The organism is Kitasatospora sp. NPDC057223 (assembly GCF_042669755.1).
Lineage (GTDB): Bacteria > Actinomycetota > Actinomycetes > Streptomycetales > Streptomycetaceae > Kitasatospora.
In genome coordinates this window covers 15871-30046 of the sequence record NZ_JBHUWW010000029.1, presented here as the reverse complement: position 1 = coordinate 30046, position 14176 = coordinate 15871, and the positions used below count along the sequence as shown (strand labels likewise).

General features: G+C 68.7%; 14 protein-coding genes and 1 pseudogene. 9 read left to right on the top strand and 6 right to left on the bottom strand.

Annotated features, from left to right (window positions below; translation table 11 throughout):
* The first annotated feature begins 7 nt into the window (after positions 1-7).
* Genes ACFUK0_RS13725 through ACFUK0_RS13710 form a run of 4 tightly spaced genes read left to right on the top strand, consistent with a single transcriptional unit; the run spans position 8 to position 4418 of the window.
* Positions 8-1384, top strand: coding sequence for an LLM class flavin-dependent oxidoreductase (locus ACFUK0_RS13725; protein ID WP_380249532.1), 1377 nt, complete (start codon positions 8-10; stop codon positions 1382-1384).
* Positions 1381-2676, top strand: a complete 1296-nt coding sequence (locus ACFUK0_RS13720) for an acyl-CoA dehydrogenase family protein (protein WP_380249530.1) — start codon at positions 1381-1383, stop codon at positions 2674-2676. The genes ACFUK0_RS13725 and ACFUK0_RS13720 overlap by 4 nt, the downstream gene beginning before the upstream one ends.
* Complete coding sequence (locus ACFUK0_RS13715; RefSeq protein WP_380249528.1) at positions 2673-3899, top strand: acyl-CoA dehydrogenase family protein; 1227 nt, start codon at positions 2673-2675, stop codon at positions 3897-3899. The genes ACFUK0_RS13720 and ACFUK0_RS13715 overlap by 4 nt, the downstream gene beginning before the upstream one ends.
* 36 nt (positions 3900-3935) lie before the next feature.
* Positions 3936-4418, top strand: a complete 483-nt coding sequence (locus ACFUK0_RS13710; RefSeq protein WP_380249526.1) for a flavin reductase family protein — start codon at positions 3936-3938, stop codon at positions 4416-4418.
* A gap of 136 nt (positions 4419-4554) precedes the next feature.
* On the opposite strand, the gene ACFUK0_RS13705 is transcribed toward ACFUK0_RS13710, so the two are convergent.
* The 3 genes from ACFUK0_RS13705 to ACFUK0_RS13695 form a co-directional block, all read right to left on the bottom strand.
* Complete coding sequence (locus tag ACFUK0_RS13705) at positions 4555-4908, bottom strand: hypothetical protein (RefSeq protein ID WP_380249524.1); 354 nt, start codon at positions 4906-4908, stop codon at positions 4555-4557.
* Between the two features lie 167 nt (positions 4909-5075).
* Positions 5076-5585, bottom strand: coding sequence for a hypothetical protein (locus tag ACFUK0_RS13700; protein ID WP_380249522.1), 510 nt, complete (start codon positions 5583-5585; stop codon positions 5076-5078).
* A gap of 162 nt (positions 5586-5747) precedes the next feature.
* On the bottom strand, positions 5748-6140 hold the full coding sequence (locus ACFUK0_RS13695; protein WP_380249520.1) for a hypothetical protein: 393 nt from the start codon (positions 6138-6140) through the stop codon (positions 5748-5750).
* Positions 6141-6627: 487 nt separating this feature from the next.
* On the opposite strand from ACFUK0_RS13695, the gene ACFUK0_RS13690 reads away from it, so the two are divergent.
* Complete coding sequence (locus ACFUK0_RS13690) at positions 6628-8214, top strand: HEAT repeat domain-containing protein (RefSeq protein WP_380249518.1); 1587 nt, start codon at positions 6628-6630, stop codon at positions 8212-8214.
* A 194-nt stretch (positions 8215-8408) separates the two neighbouring features.
* Here the strand turns inward: ACFUK0_RS13690 and ACFUK0_RS13685 are convergent, their stop codons facing one another.
* Both ACFUK0_RS13685 and ACFUK0_RS13680 read right to left on the bottom strand, forming a co-directional pair.
* The gene (locus ACFUK0_RS13685) at positions 8409-8597 is read right to left on the bottom strand and encodes an NUDIX domain-containing protein (protein ID WP_380249516.1); all 189 of its coding nucleotides are present in this window, start codon (positions 8595-8597) and stop codon (positions 8409-8411) included.
* A gap of 29 nt (positions 8598-8626) precedes the next feature.
* Complete coding sequence (locus ACFUK0_RS13680) at positions 8627-9061, bottom strand: hypothetical protein (protein WP_380249515.1); 435 nt, start codon at positions 9059-9061, stop codon at positions 8627-8629.
* A gap of 747 nt (positions 9062-9808) precedes the next feature.
* On the opposite strand from ACFUK0_RS13680, the gene ACFUK0_RS13675 reads away from it, so the two are divergent.
* The 4 genes and pseudogenes from ACFUK0_RS13675 to ACFUK0_RS13660 form a co-directional block, all read left to right on the top strand.
* The gene (locus ACFUK0_RS13675) at positions 9809-10963 is read left to right on the top strand and encodes a ParA family protein (RefSeq protein WP_380249513.1); all 1155 of its coding nucleotides are present in this window, start codon (positions 9809-9811) and stop codon (positions 10961-10963) included.
* Positions 10960-12198: a ParB/RepB/Spo0J family partition protein gene (locus ACFUK0_RS13670; protein WP_380249511.1), complete on the top strand. Its 1239-nt coding sequence runs from the start codon at positions 10960-10962 to the stop codon at positions 12196-12198. Before ACFUK0_RS13675 ends, ACFUK0_RS13670 begins: the two co-directional genes overlap by 4 nt.
* Positions 12199-12467: 269 nt before the next feature.
* Entirely contained in the window at positions 12468-12956 is a 489-nt protein-coding gene (locus ACFUK0_RS13665) for a hypothetical protein (RefSeq protein WP_380249510.1), read from the top strand.
* A gap of 308 nt (positions 12957-13264) precedes the next feature.
* Positions 13265-13666 (top strand): annotated as a pseudogene (locus ACFUK0_RS13660) (transposase); the annotation flags it as partial.
* Here ACFUK0_RS13660 and ACFUK0_RS13655 read toward each other — a convergent pair.
* Complete coding sequence (locus tag ACFUK0_RS13655; protein WP_380249508.1) at positions 13625-13978, bottom strand: hypothetical protein; 354 nt, start codon at positions 13976-13978, stop codon at positions 13625-13627. The pseudogene ACFUK0_RS13660 and the gene ACFUK0_RS13655 overlap by 42 nt on opposite strands.
* Between the last annotated feature and the right edge of the window lie 198 nt (positions 13979-14176).

Genomic DNA, 14176 nt, shown 5'->3' with positions numbered 1-14176 from the left:
GACTGCCATGCCGCATCGCCCGCCCCGCCCACTGCGCTTCAACGCCTTCGTGATGAACACCGCCTCCCACATCCAGCACGGCCAGTGGCGCCACCCCGACGCCCGCCAGATCGACTTCAACGACGTCGGCCTGTGGATCGATGTCGTGCGGACCCTGGAACGCGGCCTGTTCGACGCCGCCTTCTTCGCCGACGTCACCGGCCTCTACGGGCCCGCCCTCGGCAGCTTCGACGTCAACGCCCGCGAAGGACTCCAGATCCCCAGCAACGACCCCTCCGTCCTGCTGTCCGCCCTCGCCGTCAACACCGAACACCTCGGACTGGCGTTCACCAGCAGCGTCCTGCAGGAACACCCGTTCAACTTCGCCCGCAAGATCTCCACCCTCGACCATCTCTCCAAGGGCCGGATCGCCTGGAACATCGTCACCAGCACCCAGGAGAACGCCGCCCGCAACTTCGGCCTGGACGCCCTGCCCGAGCACGGCGCGCGCTACGCCTGGGCCGCCGAGTACGCGGACGTCGTCTACAAGCTCTGGGAAGGCTCCTGGGACGACGGGGCACTGGTCCGCGACCGCGCCACCGGCGTCTACGCCGACGCGTCCAAGATCCACCGCATCGACCACCGCGGCCCGCGCTACTCCGTCGACGGCCCACACCTGTCCTCACCCTCCCCGCAGCGCACCCCGGTCCTCTTCCAGGCCGGCGCCTCCGAGGCCGGCCGCGCGTTCGCCGCGGCCAACGCCGAAGCGGTGTTCATCGCCGCACCCAACCCGGCCGTCGCCGCCGAGGGGATCGCCGCCACCCGCGCCGCTGCCGTCGCCCTGGGCCGGCGCGCCGAGGACATCCTCTTCTTCCAGGCCCTGTCGTTCGTCGTCGGCTCCACCGAGGCGGAAGCACGGCGCAACGAAGCCGAACTCGACTCCTACGCCAGCCCCGACGGATTCCTCGCCCACATGAACTACGGGCTGAAGCCCGACGGCAGCGCCTACCCGCCCGACACCCCGCTGTCCCAGGTGGAAACCAACTCCAGCAAGGGCATCCTCGAATGGCTGCGCCGCAGCTTCCCCGACCGTGAACCCGTCGTCGCCGACCTCGCCGACCTGCTCGGCCGCCGCGCCCGCGTCGTCGGCACCCCCGAGCAGATCGCCGACCGGCTCCAGGAGTGGCAGGACGCCGGCGTCGACGGCATCAACGTCGTCAACTGGCGCCTGCCGCAGTCCTACGACGAGTTCGCCGACCACGTCATGCCGGTACTACGCGCCCGCGGCCTCGCCCAGTACCAGTACGCACCCGGCACTCTGCGCCGCAAACTCTTCGGCACCGACCTGCTCAACGACCGCCACCCCGCCGCCCGCTACCGCGGCGCGTTCAAGGACCAGCCATGACCAGCACCCCCAGCACCGCCACCGCCACCGCCACCGGCCAGGTGGACACCCACCCCCCGGCACCGGCCCACGAGCACCTCGCCGCCCGGTTCCGCCCCCTCTTCGAGGAGATCGCCGCCGGCGCAGCCGACCGCGACGCGCACCGCGAACTCGCCCACGACGCCGTCGCCCTCCTGCGCCAGGCCGGATTCGGAGCCCTGCGAGTCCCGGTGAGCCACGGCGGCCACGGCGCCACCATCACCCAGTTGTTCCGCCTGCTCGTCGAACTCGCCCAGGCCGACTCCAACCTGCCCCAGATCCTGCGCGCCCACTTCGGCATCGTCGAGGAACGCCTCAACGACCCCCACTCCACCGTCCGGGACCGCTGGCTCACCCGCACCGCCGAAGGCGCGATCATCGGCAACGCCGTCACCGAGATCGGCAACGGCGAACTCGGCACCGTCCAGACCGTCATCACCGAGCACGCCGACGACGACTGGCGCATCAGCGGCACCAAGCACTACAGCACAGGCACCCTCTACGCCGACTGGATCGCCGTCCTCGCCCGCCACGGCGACGACCGCCTCGGTTTCGCCCTCGTCCGCGCCGACGACCCCGGCACCACCCGGCACGACGACTGGGACGGCTTCGGCCAGCGCCTCACCGCCTCCGGCGGAACCCACCTGCACGAAGTCGCCGTCCGGCCCGACGACGTTTTCTGGTTCGCCGACCGTGCCCCCAACTACATGATCGCCTTCTACCAGCTGTTCCACCTCGCCACCCTCACCGGCATCGCCCGCGCCGTCGTCCGCGACGCCGTCGACTACGTCCGCAGCCGCCAACGCGTCTACAGCCACGGAAGCGGTGACACCCCCGCCCAGGACCCGCTCGTCCAGCAGGTCGTCGGCCGGCTCTCCGCCCTCGCCTTCAGCGCCGAAGCGACCACCCTCGCCGCCGTCGACCACCTGGAGCGCATCAACACGCTGCGCGACGCCGGACCCGTCCCGCCCGAGCTGTACGACGCCGCCGAGATCGCCGCCTCCCAGGCCTACGCCACCGTCGCCGACACGGTCCTGCGCGCCGCCAACCTCCTCTTCGAGACCGGCGGCGCATCCGCCGTACAGGGCTCCCGCCACCTCGACCGGCACTGGCGCAACGCCCGGACCCTCGCCGTCCACAACCCCGTCATCTACAAGGAACGCGACATCGGCGACCACCTCCTCAACGGCACAGCCCCCGCCTACGCCTGGGTCGTCGGAACAAGGACCGCCGCAGCGAACAGCACCGAAGAACAGAACGGAACACCCCAGTGACCAGCATCGACCTGCTCCCCGACCCCACCGCGCCCCACGACCCCGACGCCGAACACTGGTACGCCGTCGTCCAGGAAGCGGCCACCGCGCTGCGCGCCGACGTCGTCGAACGTGACCGGGCCAACCAGGACCCCACCGCCGAGATCGAACTGCTGCGCGCCTACGGACTGCTGACACTGACGCTGCCCCAGCGGCACGGCGGCCACGGACAGCCCTGGCGCACCGGCCTCAACGCCGCACGCCTCATCGCCCGCACCGACGCCTCCCTCGCCCACATCCTCGTCTACCACTACGGCTGGCTGCGCACCATCGTCTCCTTCGGGACCGAGGAGGCCGACCGGCACATCGCCGAGGCAGGCGCGAAGGCGCTGCTGTGGGCCAGCCCCGGCACCTCCCGGGAGGGACTGCCCGCCATCGCCCCCGACGGCGAGAACTACCTCGTCACTGGGGACAGCGGCTTCGCCACCGGCGCCCCCGTCGCCGACCGGCTGTTCACCCGCGCCGTCCGGAGCGACACCAACCAGCTGCTCATCGCGGTCACCCGGCCCGACGGCCCGGGTGTCGAGCTGACCGGCGAATGGGACACCGTCGGCCAGCGCCTCACCGCCAGCCGCAGCATCCACTACGACCGGGCCCCCGTCCCCGCCCTGGACCTGCTCGCCGCGTTCGGCCCGCTCGACCAACCGCCCGCGCCGATCTGGTCGATGGCCGTCCTCAACTTCCAGCTCGCCTTCGCCGCCCTCTCCCTCGGCATCGCCGAAGGCGCACTGCTGGAGGCCCGCGACTACACCCGAGCGCACACCCGTCCCTGGTACCACTCCCTCGTCGACCAGGGCACCCAGGAACCCTTCATCCTCGCCGACTACGGAACCCACGTCGCCGAACTCCAGGCCGTCTCCGCGCTCGTCGAACGCGCCGAACGCGCCCTGGCCTACCTGTACGCCCGCACCGCCGACGGCCACGACGTCACCGCCGACGAACGCGGCCAGGTCGCCGAGATCGTCGCGGCCGCCAAGGTCCGCGCCATCCACGCCGGACTGGCTGCCACCAGCGGCCTGTTCGACCTCACCGGCGCCCGCTCCACCGCCACCGCGCACGGCCTCGACCGCTTCTGGCGCAACCTGCGCACCCTCAGCCTGCACGACCCCGTGGCCTACAAGCAGCACGAACTCGGCCAGTACTTCGTCAACGGCCAGCTCCCCACCCCCTCCGGCTACCGCTAGCCCACGCGCAGCGCCCCACCAGAAAGGCCGTCCCCCGTGACCATCACCACCGACACCCCCGCCGACCTGCTGCGCCGCACCCTGCGCCGCCACGCGGCCGGCGTCACGATCCTGACCGTGCCCGGCCCGGCAGGCTTCACCGCCACCTCATTCACGTCCGTCTCCCTGCAGCCCGCCCTGGTCTCCTTCTACCTGGCCGCCACCGCCTCGACCAGCGCGGCAGTGCACAGCGCCGAGATGTTCGCCGCGCACATCCTCGGCGAGCACCAGAGCGGCCTGGCCCGCCGCTTCGCCACCAGCGGCATAGACCGCTTCGCCGACACGGACTGGGCCCCGGACGCGGACGGACTGCCCATCCTCGGCGGCGTCCCCGCCCGGCTCACCGCGCGCATCGTGGACCGTCGGCCGGTCGGAGACCACCTGCTGGTCGTCGGTGCGGTCGAGTCCGCCGTCACCCCCACCCTGACACCGCCCCTCCTCCACTTCGACGGAGGATTCGGCTCCTTCACCGGCGGCTGACGCCCTCCCGGTCATGCAGGGGCCGACTGCCGCGTAATGACGCAGCACTCCCACCGTCCCCGCTGGGGGAGGCACCCGCGAGCGCCGGCGGCTGCCCCGCCCTCCGGACATCACGGACTCGTCGGCGCGTCGGGTCTCACGTCCTGGCGGCGTTCTGGCGCCACCACGTGCCGTCCCTCGCAAGCTCTTCCAGAGTCTGCAGTCGCTGCTCGATGTGGTCGAGGAACTCGGCCGGCAGTCTGACGCCATGGGCAAGGACGTAGTGGCCGGGCCCTTCCGGCCAGGGGTAGTAGCCGTCGCTGAGATCACGGGACCCGTTGACCCGCGCACAGAACCTGCAGCTCGATGCACCCATCCAGGAGCCGGCGACCTGCGCGTGATCCTGGTAGTCCGGGAGCCACTGCCGCTCCGTCTCGTCCCACGCAGCATCGACGAGAGCAGCGGGGTTCGGCAGCGTCCGGTCGTCGGGCGTTCCCCAGAAGCCCAGCAACCTGACCGGACGATCGGCATCCTCCCGCAGCTCAAAATTGCCGAGAGGCTTTCACGCCGACGGTCGATGCGTCACCCCGGCATCAAGTTCCGTTACGACCGATCGGCACGAATTCCGGCCGCCGCGATGCGGATGCTGTTGCCGGTCAGCTTGCTACACATACTGGCTCAGTCCTCTCCGAGCTGGATCAGGATCGCGAAGTACTCACCGTCACTTCCGGCAACCACGCCGTCGAAAGTGCAGGCGGTGACGGGATCCCAGGAACTACCTTGCCGGTTGGTCCACCACGTCGCGCCGGACCCGAGCCACTTCACAATGCGCGTCACAGTGTGTTGGGCGATCTCACGGTTCATGAGTTTCGAGCTGGGCCTTACGAGGTCGTCGGCGGCGAGCGTGGTCATCAGTTCGATCGCCATGTTGGCGGTGAGCGGCTCCAGGCGAGCCTCGACCTGCGAAGCGCTCGGGGGAACGGCCCCGCTGGCAAGGTGTCGCTCCCACATCGGGTGAAGGTCGGCGACGAGGGCGTGCACGTGGCCGGCAAGAGACCCCCGCCCGTGATCAGGGGTCGTCCCGGCCGGGAATCGGCCGTACCGCACGGAGACGGCGGGCCTGTTCGACAGCGACATGAGCAGGTCGCCGAGCTCAGACAGGCCCTCTGCACGTTCTTTGTTCTCCACCCACGCATCGTGCCATGCCGTGCAGTGGGCAAACGCGACTGTCATGTGTTTCGCAGGCACTGAGCTGGTTGGCCCGTCTTCCACCACGATGGCCACGATGTGCCGTGTGGCCGTTGACTTGTTTCCCGCCGTCGAAGTCTCGGCGTGATCCAAGGAGGCACACTAGTGTGTCCAGCTCTCACAGCCGAGCCGACCGGACTCCCGCCTCATGATGTCGAGCGCGGCCCGGGCCCCGTCCACAGCCGCCTCGAACGCCTTCGTGGTCTCCAGACCCAACAACGGTGAGGGCGCAGTGTCCGCGCCGCTCAGGTAGTCGTCGACCCCTGTGATGAACCGGCCCCAGGCGTTCCTGTAGAGCTCCGTGCACCGGTCGAACTCGGCGCCGCAGTCCGCCCACACCGCCGTCGCCATCGTTCCCTTGGTACGGCCCAGGAGGTGGTTCATCTCCGCATGGACGGCGATCAACTCCCCGGTCAGAGCCTTCCGGTGAGCGCCTGCGTGCCGGTGAGCCAGAACCTCGATGAACTCCTGATACGGACTCACGTAACTGTCCATGCTGCGTGGCCCCCTCATTATCCTCGCTGTCGGCCCGGCCGGCCGTACCGCGGCGGCGGCCAGGGTGTCGGGCCGGGACCGCCCCATACCGGAGCCATCCGTCCTGCGACAGTACAGCGTTTGCTCACCGCTCCGTTGGTCACACTCCTGCAGGACGACGGTACGGCGGAGCCCCGCGTCCGGCATCGCCCCTACGCGGTACTCGCCGTTGGCGTAGCCGTTCTGAAGCGGCAGCCATCATTGATGGCGCTCTTTGAATTTCCTCACCCTGTGCTCCAAAGGTGGCCAGACCTGCTCAGGAGAGCTCCCCGACCGTCGGATAATGCTCTTCGCTTGGTCCGGAGGGGCCGGACGCGAGTGCCCGCCCGTGAGGTTGAGCTGAGAGGCCGGACTCGTGTGGCGGGGTGCTCTCCTGGCTGGTGCGGCCTCTCGGCCCGATAATCGTTGGTCCGATCCATTCCCCGCCTGCCAGGATGCGGCGGTGACAGTGGACGAGGTGTGGGAACGGCTCGAACGGCAGCCGGGGTCAGCTGGATTGATCGCGATGCTGCAAGGGATCGCGGGGGGCGAGCCGACTGACGGGGATCGGTTGTCCTCCGCGATGTACTCGTACCGGCAAGGAATGAGTGCCCTGGCACCGGACGCACTGCCCTTCGTGCTCGCCCTTGCCCGTGACTCGGCACTGCCGGCCCGCGACGAAGTGATGCTGGCACTGAACATGTTGGTCGGATGCGGCCGGTCCCTGCCCGTGGAGCGGATCCCTCCGGGCTGGCCGCCCGCGTGGCAAGCGTGTCGCGCGGCCGCGGAGCCGCTGGTCGCGGACCAGGACCCGAAGGTGCGCTACTGGGCGATTGACCTGGTGGAACATCCGGGACCGCTGTTGGACCGGCTGCGGACGGAGACCGAGCCGTCGTTGCGGATCCGGCTCCTGCTGCGATTGGGCTCGGTCGCGGCGCCGACCGACGACGAGGCACGGACGACGCTCACAGCAACCGCCGGCACCCCCGTCCTTCGGCTGGCGGCGCTGCGCGGCCTGAACCGGTTGGACCCGGACGGCGCGGCCGGGCGGGTCGACGGGTTGGTGGAGCTGTTCACCGACCCGTCGAAGCCGGCGTCGGTCGAGTTGCTGTGGCATCCGGCCGGCGAGGACTACCGCCCCGAGCTGTCGGACCTGGTCCTGCCGACAGCCGAGGACCTGCCCGGTGAGGTCGCGGCGCGGTTCACCGCCCGGCTGGCCCGTGGCGGTCGTCCCGATCTGCGGTTGGCGGCGCTGGATGCAGCCTGGCGGGTGCTGGTCTCGCGGCCCTCGGCCGGTCCGGGGCTGCTGGCGGTGGCGGGGGAGTTGCTCGACGACCCGGATCCGCGGATCCGGGTACGGGCCGCCCACCTGCTGGCGATGCTGGGGAAGGCGGCCGCGCCTTTCGCTGACAGGTTGTTCGCGTTGCTGGACGACCGGGACGGCGACGAGTGGCTGGACGGCACCACGGCGGACTTCGCGCGTTGGGCACTGGCCCGGATCGGTGATCCGCGCGCACTGCCGGGCCTGGTTTGGCAGCTGACGGCGGTGCACAGGGAGCAGGGATGGTCCTGGACGGGGGGAGATCCGCATCGCCCCGAACCGTCCGACGCGCTGATCGCCCTGCCGGAGCACGCTGAAACCCTACGCCCGCAGATGGCGGTGTGGACGAGGGGCGGGTTGTTGTCCGCAGCCGATGTCGTGGCGGCGTGGGACGGCCGGGCCGTCATCCCCTGCCAGCCGCCTGCGGGGTCGGATCTGGAGTCGGTAGCGTGTCGGCTCTTCCGGATGCCGCAGCAGCACCAGCCTACGGAGGCACCGAGCAGGTATCGGACGGCGATGGTCGCTGTCGCGACGCTCTCCCAACGCGGACCGCTGCCCCCGAAGGTCCGTACGGCCGTGGAGTACGCACTGTCCCTGGACCGCCGCCTGTCCGAGGAAGTCGACTACCGGGCGGTCCTGGACGACGAACGCCTGCGCGACATGCTGCAACGGGCCCTGCGCGGCGAGGCCGTACAGATGCCGTCCCTTAGCCTGCAGTCACCCTCATTTGTATAGCCGTCAGTTCGACGAACGCCGAGGACGGCCCCGGACAGCGGCCATCAGGTGCCGATCCGGTCAGCCAGCCGTCGAGGAAACCCACCGCACGACAATCCCATGTACCCCTCCTCCTCCAACGTCTTGACCAGGCCAACCAAGTGGGAACGAGAAGCGGTTCTGGTGAAATTCCGGAGATCCTCATCATGACCTGCTCATCCACTCCTGGGGCCGCCGGAGAAGTACAGGGACGTCTCCGATACCGGGCTGAACACCACGGCCAGTGACCGGGGCTGGTGCACGAAGCCGGGGCTCGTCACCCACAGGTTGATGCCGGTCTCCTCGGTGCACTCGTGAACCGCGGCCTGCAAGGGGTTCTCACCCCGCTCCACGTTGTTGCCCACAGGTCGATCGAGTTGCTGACGAACGGACCTCAGTCGACAAGGTCTCTCGCTTCGTAGCCGGCCAGTCCCATGGCCAGCAGGGGCGGTACCAGTGCGTTCAGGTACCAGGCCATGTCGGTCACGGCCGGTGCTCCGTGGAGGCTTCGTCGGTTGATCGTCGGGATGAAGGAACAGCGGGATCGGCCGGCATGAAAAAGGAGCTGGCCACCGGTTTCCGCAGTCCGGTGATAGATGCAGACGCCGATGCAATAGTCGATGTTCTCGGGTGAGTCCACCACGGCCAGGACATCGGCTGCCCGGTCGGCTGAGGTCGACTGCCAGTCGAACAGGTCGTCGTCGTTGACCATGTAGGAGATACCGAGTGGTTCCTGCAGCGACCACCCCTCATCGGCCAGGGCTCGCAGCACGGCGTCTACGGTGACGGTACAAGCGAACACGAGATCGATGTCGGCGGTCCTGGACATTCACACCCCCTGCGATGAGGTTGATCGATGCGGGAAGCGTCTCACGTGTTGGCGGCGCAGAGCGCCCGGGGCCAAACCATCAAGATCACCAGCGAGCACGGTGGCGAACCCCGGATACCAGCACAGCAGACACACGGCAGCGTCAACTGGGCCTCAGAGCAGCATTTTCGGAAGATGATCGCGCGCCGAATCGCCAAAAAGGGCCCTCTGGCGGGCGATCTCTCCCCCGCAGGTCCCGCCATACCGGCGAGGTCGAGTTCGGCGCCCTGACGGCCCATTATGGGGGCCGATTTTTTGACTGTTCACGCACAAATGGCCGTCGGGCGCGCATACGGGCCGCCCGTGCAACCTTGCGGTCGAGCAGACGCACGAACGACGTTTGCGTCCTCCGGCGGCAGCTGCGCCCAGGTCGTCAGCTCAGGAGCCGGGGCCCGGTGTGAACGGCGCTACCAGCGGGGCACCGACGGCCTCCCTGGAACACCGGCCAGGCGCCGCAGATCCTCGCGGCCGAACCACCGTGGATCAGCAAGAGGCGCCACACCCTTGATGGGCTACGGACCCCCAGAGATGTTGTCCACGGACAACCACACCGTGGACCAGGACACCGGCACAGAACGTATGCCCCAGCTCGCTCCTGACGCGCGGCATGAGCATCAATCAGGTGATTTGAGCTAGATCGTCAGGATTTCTGCCGCGTCGTCACCGGGCAGAGCTTGAAATCACGCCTCCGGTTAGTAAACTCCCCGCATGACCGCCCCAAACACCTCAGAAGACCGGGACAAGGTAGTTACCAAGCTCCCTCCCCAGCTGCGCCGAGAACTCAAGATCCGTGCCGCGACCGTCGGCGTCGACATCCAGGATGCCGTGACCCAGGGCATCGAGTCATGGAGCTCCAGCCTCAAGCCGCTGGGCTTCATCGACACCTCCGGCAGCGAGTCGTTTTCGACGTACGTCCCACGCAGCCTTCTGGCGGCGTTCAGGGGCGACTGCTCAGAGCTCAAGATCCCCTACAACCAGGGCATCGCCCAGTCCATCCGCCTGTGGCTGGACACCCACCCCCTCCCCCGCCACGAACGACGCGCCACCGGCGCACGACGCATCGCCATGGGCAACCAGAAGGGCGGCGTCGGGAAAACCGCGATGACCGCCGGCGTAGGCCAGGGACTGGCCGAACAGGGCTTCCGCGTCTGCATGGTCGACTTCGACCCGCAGGGACACCTCACGAAGCAGCTCGGGCACCAGCACCTGCCCATCAAGGGCGACAGCCTCGTCAAGCACATGGTGGGCGACCGCCAGGGCGACCTGCACGACCTGATCGTCGAAATCGGCGGAGAGGCCTTCGGCGGCCGCCTGTTCCTCCTCCCCGCCTGCACCGACGGCTTCCTCCTCGACGCCAAGCTCGTCACCTCCCGCGAAGTCCGCATCAAGGAAACCGCACTGGAGAAGGCCCTCGCCGAGCTGGAGAAGGAGTTCGACTTCATCCTCGTCGACTGCCCGCCCAGCCTCGGCTACTCGATGGACAACGCGCTCTACTACGTCCGCACCCGCGACGGCGAGGAGCAGAAGAGCTCCGGCATCGTCATCCCCGTCCAGGCCGAAGACTCCTCCGCCGACGCCTACGAGCTGCTGCGCGAACAGATCGACGCACTCTGCGACGACCTCGACGTGGACATCTGCGACCTCGGGTTCATCGTCAACCTCTACGACGCCCGCAAGGGCTACGTCATCACCTCGTCCCTCGACGCCTGGAAGGCCATAGAGGATCCGGAGGTGATCGCCATCGTCCACGAGCTGAAGGACCAACGCGAAGCCGTGCGCAACAAGACCCCCCTCCTCGCCTACGCACCGGACAGCGAGCAGGCGGACGTCATGCGCGCCATCGCAAGGAGGATCGCAGGATGAGCACGGCAGCTGCCCGCGTAGGAGCGGGAAGCGCATTCGGAAACCTCGGTCGCACCCCCCGCAGCGAACGCGGCCGCGCCAAGGCACAGGCCGAAGGCCTCCTCCCCGACTACGAGATCATCCGCCTCCAGCTCGACACCGTCGCGCCATGCCCCGTGAACCCGCGTCGGAGCTACGGCACAGACGAACAGAAGAGCAACCTGGGACTCAGCCTCGGCAAGCGGCAGACCACCGCCTGCGTCGCCGTCACCCGCGAGGCCTACCTGAAGCTCTGGCCCAACCACGCCTCGAACTTCAGCGCCGGCATCAGCCACGTACTCCTCAACGGGGAACGACGCTACCGCAGCGCCCTCCACGTGGGCCTCGAGGCGCTCGACTTCGTCGTCCGCGACGACCTGGCAACCAGCACCGCCGACTTCATCGACAACCTGCTCCTCGAGAACGAGGACCGGGAGAACTTCAACATCATCGAACGTGCCCGCGGCATCAAGCAGCTGCTCGACACCTGCGAAGGAAACGCAGCCGAGGTCGCCCGCCGCCGAGGCAAGGACCGCTCCTGGGTCGGCAACCAGGTCGCACTTCTCACCCTCCCGGACGAAATCCAGGAACGGCTGATCACCAAGGACACCCCGGAACGCTACGGACGCCGCCTCGCCCGCGCCCTCAAGGACAACCCCGCCCTGAGCACCCAGAGCCTCCTGGCCCTGGAAGAGCAACTCCGTGAGGAGGAACGGACCAAGCGCCAGGCAGACAAGGCGCTTCTCGCGGCGACAAGGACAGAGGTGCTGTCCGCGGACAACACTCCCGCCCCGTCGGCGAGCGCTCAGCCGACATCCATCACTCCCCCGCCCGTCACTCCCCCGCCCGCTGCTCCCGTGGCAGCGACACCCCCGCCTGCCGGTCCCGCCACCCAACCGGTGTTGTCCGCGGACAACACCAGCAGTGCCGCTGCTGCCCGCGCCGATCGGCCGTCCCACGACACCCCCCACCCATCACCCCGGCCGGCGAAGGAAGTGTTGTCCGCGGACAACACCGTTCCGGTTGCCGCTGCTGCCGGAACGCCCCCTGAGGTACCCCGTCAGAGCGGCAGCCCCGACGCCATCGACGTCGTGACAGCCCAACAACGCGTCCGCGCGCTCGGGGAAACGCCCGCCGAACAGGCAGCCACACTGCGCGCCGGCCTCGACGAGGAGCAGCTCAATGCCCTGGTGGAGGTGCTCTACTCCCTCGTATAGCCGGGAGGAGGATGTTGTCCGCGGACAACATCCTCCTCCCGGGAGCAGTACTCAGCCGGACCCGCAAAACGTGAGACCCCCGTACCGGACGACAGGTACGGGGGTCTCACGCCGTTCCCCTCCTGTTGTCGACGGCGAGCGGCTGGCAGCCTGAACGGACCACATCGGGACCTGCAGAGGGGCATCTCCTCCGTCGCCGGTGTCCGAGCGGCGGCTGGTGTTGCGGAACACGTCTCCCTGGACGCGGAAGGGTGGCACACTCCTGGGCTGTGACTGAGATAGCAGGCCAACTGATCCCCGTCGCCTCCGCACTCGCCGGAGTCACGCTCACGCTCCTGAGCAATGCATGGCTGGAGCGCAGCAAGTGGCGGCGGCTCCGGACCTCCGAGCGGGACGACCGGACTCTCGCATCGTTCACTGACCTCCTGCAGACGACCACTGACATCGCACGGACCCTGCGGCAGACCGCCGAGCAACTCGACTCGGGTCAGCAGGTGAACGTCCAGGCCGTCGGGATCACGATCGACGAGCTGATTGGTCAGGTCCGACGACAAGGTACGGCAGCGCGTCTGGTCGGCCCCCGCAGTACCTTCGACCTGATCACGACGCTGGAGCGGCAGGTGGCCCAGATCCACGCGGCGATCACTTCAGCCGGACAGTCAGCGGATGGCACCGCGCTGGTCGAACCGGCTCGTCAGCTGATGAGGACCCGGGACAACATCATCGATCACCTCAGGAGCATCGAAGGCCTGCCCTGACCCCCTGACGGTGTCTGTGCCGCGGTCCCAGTCCGGCGCTCCCCCGTGTCACTCCCGACCACGCTGGTCGGACGCCGCCGCCGGCCGGCCGGCGTCTGGTCCTTGGCCCCCTTACGTCCGAGCGCCTCGCCGAGGACTCCTCGTCGTACTCAATGAGCCCACGTCGTCGTCCCGAGCGCCGAGGCAGCCGCTCTGATCATGCCGAGCCCGACTGGCTTCCCCCCGGCAGTCCGCGATGAGCACGAGTTCCTGGAGGTGCCGATAGGGGAACTCCTGGACGAGCACCCCATCGCCAAGATCTCGCCTCTGTACCTGGCACCGGAACCAGAACCGGTGCCCGCGTCCTGACCGACGTCGTCGACGGACGTGCGTTCCCAACCGCCACCCACCTCGTCCCCTACGCCGGACTCGCCCCGCCAATCGCAGTCCCGACTCCTCCGTACGCGGGCGAGCAACCCTCCCGGCGCGGCGGCAGGCAGCTGAAGACGGGGGGCGCTCCTGGCCGCGTCCGCCCCCCTCAGCACCCCGGCCCCCGCGCCCCTTACGACGAGAAGATCAGTCAGGGCAAAGGGCACACAAAGGCACTCCTCTACCTGACCAGACGTCGGGGCGACGTCCTGTTCGCAATCCTCCTCACCGGCACGCTCTACGAACATCGGCCCTCCGGGTCAGGATGTATCGCCGAGAGCTCGCCTTGCTGCAGCCCATAGCTGCTCGAAATCCTCGGCGGAGACCTCGACTGCTTGGGGCTGGTCCTGCCAACCGTCCATCGGACCCTCGGCGAGAACGCCGTACTGTCGTTCATAGCGGCTCATCGCCGCAAGGTCGGCGTGATCACGCAAGTGCAGCACCTCTGCCAAAGAAGCAGCCACCACCGGTCGTGAGTCCGTCGCCCGGACCTCGACCTGACGCGCCGCCCAGCCCTCGTCGTCGGCCTCGAAATACAGCCACAGATCTTCGTCGTCGTAGTAGGTGCGGAACCAGGACGTCATGCCGCCATCCTGACCCACGAGCTTGACCACAGACACAGGGGCAACCACTCCCCCAGGCGCGCCAACGTCACTCCCTCAGCATCACACTGCCCGGGTCGGGGGGGGGGGGGGTGGAGGAAACCCAAAACCCCCCACCCGCCCCGGGGGAACCATTTTTGGACCGGCAAAAAAAACCCCCCCCCCCCCCCCAACCCCCACAACCCCACGGGCCCGGCACACCCCCGCGCC